Raw genomic sequence first — 4122 nt, 5'->3', positions numbered from 1 at the left:
TTCGGCGAGGGCCGCGATCGCGCGGCGCAGGAGCTTGCCCGAGCGGGTTTTCGGCAGCATCGGCACGAAATGCACGCGCGCGGGCCGTCCGATCGCGCCGAGCTGGCGGTCCACCGTCGCGGCGAGCGCGGCGGCGAGCTTTTCCGCGTCCGCGGGGTTGGCTGCCGCACTCGCGTCGCGCAGCACGACGAAGGCCAGCGCGGCCTGACCTTTCACCGCGTCGCTCACGCCCACCACGGCCACTTCCGCGACCGCCGCGTGCGACGAGATCGCCTCTTCGATCTCGCGCGTGCCGAGCCGGTGGCCGGCGATGTTGATGACGTCGTCGGTGCGGCCGAGGATCGTCACGTAGCCGTTCTCATCCTGCACGCCCCAGTCGAAGGTCGAATACGCGTGCTGGCCGGGCACGCTCTCCCAGTACGTTTTCACGAAGCGCGCGTCGTCGCCCCACACGGTCTGCATGCAGCCCGGCGGCAGCGGGTAGCCGAGCGTGATGACACCTTTTTCGTCCTGCGCGCAAGGCTCGCCCGTGTGCTCGTTGCGCAGCACGAGGTCATAGCCGTAGCAGGGCACGCCCGGCGAGCCGAGCTTTTGCGGCAGCGCCTCGACGCCGCGCTGGATGGCGAGCATCGGCCAGCCGGTCTCGGTTTGCCAGTAGTTGTCGACGACCGGCTTGCCGAGCGCGCCCGAGATCCATTCGGCCGTGGGTTCGTCGAGCGGCTCGCCCGCGAGAAAGAGCGTGCGCAGGCTCGAGAGGTCGGCGGCGCGCAGGAGCGCCGGGTCCTGCTTCTTGAGCACGCGGATCGCCGTGGGCGCCGTGAACATCAGGTTGATGCGATGCTGCTCGACGAGCCGCCACCAGATGCCGCCGTCGGGCCGGATGGGCGTGCCTTCGTACATCACCGTGGTCATGCCCGCGATGAGCGGCGCATAGATGATGTAGCTATGGCCCACGACCCAGCCGATGTCCGACGCCGTGAACATCGTGTCGCCCGCGCGGCCCTCGAAGATGTATTCCATCGAGGCGGCGAGCGCCACCGCGTAGCCGCCCACGTCGCGCTGCACGCCTTTGGGCTTGCCGGTCGTGCCGGAGGTGTAGAGGATGTACGAGGGCTCATTCGATTCGAGCCACTCGCAGGGAATCTGCGCGTTGTAATGTTGCTCGCGCAACGGTTCGTAAGCGACGAGATACGGCGCGTTCAGCCGCTCGGGTGCGAGCTGGCGGTCGATCAGCAGCACCTTCGGGGGGGCGTGCTGCGCGCGCGCCATCGCTTCGTCGACGAGCGGCGTGTAATCGATCACCTTGCCGCCGCGCGCGCCGGCGTCGGCGCTCACGAGCAGAGCGGGCTTCGCGTCGTCGATGCGCGCGGCGAGGCTTGGTGCTGCGAAGCCGCCGAACACCACCGAGTGGATCGCGCCCAGACGCGCACAGGCGAGCACCGCGAACACGGCCTCGGGGATCATCGGCAGATAGATCAGCACACGGTCGCCGCGCGCCACGCCGAGCGAACGCATCACCGCGGCCATGCGGTTCACTTCGGCGTGCAGGTCGGCGTAGGTGTAGCGACGCTCGATGCCCGTCTCCGTCGAAACGTAGACGAGCGCGTTCTGATGCGCGCGCGCCGCGAGGTGGCGGTCGACCGCGTTGAAGCACAGATTCGTGCGACCGCCACAGAACCAGCGCGCGAACGGCGGGTTCGAGCGGTCCAGCACCTGGTCGAACGGCGTGTCCCAATGGATGCGTGCGGCCTCGCGGCCCCAGAAGTCTTCGGGGTGCTCGATCGACTCGCGGTGAAAATCGCGGTAACGCATGGCTGCCTTCCTCCCGGGCTGTTGGGGCTCACGAATGCATGCTCGTGCCCACCGCGCCGGCAATACGGACGACCGGATCTGGCGCGGGTTTTTCAGCATAGTGCAGCGCAATGCGCGCGGGCAACGCGGGTTCTCCACTATGAGCGCGCTTGGGCCCGCCTCGTGCCCGCTGGTCCGCGCAAGCCGCGTACGCGGCGCTCAAGCCTCCACGTCGGGGGCGTCGAGGGGAGCCTCGATCTCGCAGCGTTCGCCGCAGGGCGCCACCGCAGGCGTGCACGTGCCGGGCGCGCTGGCCGGCCGCGGCAGCGGGGCGGCGCGCCAACGTCGCAGCCAGCGGCGCGCGGCGTCGACGGCGGGGTCGAGCCGCGCATGAACCGCGCTCGACAAACACGCCCCATAACACTCGTTCTCGTGCACTTGCACGCCGATCAGAACGATTTCGCGCGGCGAGCGCCCGTTGAGCTGCGCGCAGGCGAGCGCGCCGGCGAAGCCCATGCCGGGCAGGTTGGCGCGCTGTGTATAGAGGTAATCGGCAGCGGCGTCGCCGGTGACGACGCGCAACGCACCGGGCGCGAGACCGAGCCCGAAGTCGAGAGCCGTGAGCACGATCAGACGCTGCGTGGACTCGACGACAGGCAGCAGCATCCGGCCGCGCACGTCGCCGGCCACGAATTCCACTTGTACCGGCCATTCCCAGCGTGCCTTCAGTCGCTCGAGCGCATGCACGCCTATGCCGGCATCTCCCCACCGGACGTTGCCGAGGCTCAGCACGACCACGCGCTCAGGCGCGAGCGCCTGACGGCTCGCGAAGGCGGCCAGCACGCGGCGCGCGAAGCGGCGCACCGTGCCGGGAGCGCGCGCAGCCTGTGTGGGGCAGCGGGTTGGGTGTAGTCGATGTATGTGGGGAATCACGTAGCTTGTCGCAGAGAAGTCTGGGAAGAATAAGAATAATCCTAGTAATTCGGCGTACGGCGAATGACATGTATCAATGTAGACGCGTTCTATTGCGCTCAGGTTAGATTCTTTGCATTGCTTATCGATCAGCCGTCGGCTTAATGTGCGGAAATTGCTGACATTTGCGCAGGTGCTGGAAAAAGAGCGTATGTCCTTTGTGCGCTGGCACCGGGAATCATGAGCCATGTGGCCGGCCTCTGTTGAAAGACCTCGGCCAGGGGACACTGTATGGCTGGGTCTCGCCCGGGTGACTTTCGCTGAGACCCCTGATACCCGATGGGCGCAAATTGACCCTCAACGGCCTTTCGATTTGCTCCAAAGTGGCCGTTGCTCCCCGGCGGTCTTGTCAACTCGCGCCCACTAGCTGCGAACTGCGGCACCTGTCGCAAGGTTTCTTGCGTCCCACGCGAGTCCAACGCGATTGAAGCGCCTGTCGTTCGCGTGTCGCTTTTTGACTGCTGTTATTGGTTGGCCGGCGACACTACGCTCGGGGTCGCGAGCGAGTTGTTGCTCTTGGGACCGCTGGTGTGGGGCGTCGAACTGCTGTTCGTGCTTTGCTGTTGGGGCGAGTTCGGAGGAGTGGTGCCCATGCCGGCGTCGGAGTTGGTGGCGCCAGGCATGCCGTAGCCACTCGTCGCGTCGTTCATCTGGTTCGTTGCAGGGCTGGGCGCGCCGCCAGGGTTCGACGAAACGCCGCCCGAGCTTCCGGCAGTCTGCGCATAAGCGGCGCCCGACAGCGCAAACGCGGCCACGGCCGCAATTGACGTGATGGTTGCCTTGTTCATGATCCGCACCTCCTTGTTTGGACAGGAATATCGACGCGGACGAGCGCCGTCCGCTTGAACATGAATTGCGCAATCCCCATGCCGCGCGCCTTATCCGCTCGGCCCACATACGCCAAAAAAAAGCCCGGCAAACGCCGGGCGGGCTTTCAATGAAGGCATCGGGCAAGACCAGGCGGAACCGCACACGTGCCTCGCAATCGAATATGCCGTCGCGTCACGCTTCGGCTGCGCGAGCCTCCAACTTCGGTGTGCACTTTGAGTTCAGCCTGGCATTCCGCGTCGGCGCATTTCGGTGCATCTGGCGCGCCCGGGTTCCATCACGTCCCCGGCTTCACCACCACTGTGCAGGTCGTTCCGGCCGAGAGGATCATGTCGTCCGGCACCTTGTCGATGTGGATGCGCACCGGCACGCGCTGCGCAAGGCGCACCCAGTTGAAGGTCGGGTTCACGTCGGCCAGCAGTTCGCGGCTTTGCGGATTGTCGCGGTCGTAAATGCCGCGCGAGATGCTCTCCACGTGGCCTTCGAGCGTGCCGCCGCTCATCAGCTTGATGTCGGCCTTGTTGCCCACCT

The 4122-nt window shown here is 66.5% G+C and carries 3 protein-coding genes and 1 pseudogene; all 4 read right to left on the bottom strand.

All coding sequences use genetic code 11. The annotated features are described in order from the left end of the window. On the bottom strand, positions 1–1812 hold a 1812-nt coding region (locus VMJ11_RS30375), incomplete at its 3' end, for a propionate--CoA ligase (RefSeq protein ID WP_325624548.1). 198 nt (positions 1813–2010) lie between these two features. Beyond that, the gene (locus VMJ11_RS30370; protein ID WP_325624546.1) at positions 2011–2634 is read right to left on the bottom strand and encodes a hydrogenase maturation protease; all 624 of its coding nucleotides are present in this window, start codon (positions 2632–2634) and stop codon (positions 2011–2013) included. A gap of 593 nt (positions 2635–3227) precedes the next feature. Beyond that, positions 3228–3551, bottom strand: a complete 324-nt coding sequence (locus VMJ11_RS30365) for a hypothetical protein (RefSeq protein ID WP_325624545.1) — start codon at positions 3549–3551, stop codon at positions 3228–3230. A 317-nt stretch (positions 3552–3868) separates the two neighbouring features. Next, a pseudogene (locus VMJ11_RS30360) lies at positions 3869–4122 on the bottom strand (efflux transporter periplasmic adaptor subunit); the annotation flags it as partial.

Origin of the sequence: Paraburkholderia sp. (assembly GCF_035501035.1) — a bacterium.
Taxonomy (GTDB): Bacteria; Pseudomonadota; Gammaproteobacteria; order Burkholderiales; family Burkholderiaceae; genus Paraburkholderia.
Note: the sequence above shows the minus strand (reverse complement) of the source record. Positions and strands in the feature narration are given on the sequence as shown.

What these genes read in the sequence shown, in the direction of transcription:
- VMJ11_RS30365 (WP_325624545.1), bottom strand. Translation starts at nt 3,551, where the DNA reads ATGAACAAGGCAACCATCACGTCAATTGCGGCCGTGGCCGCGTTTGCG.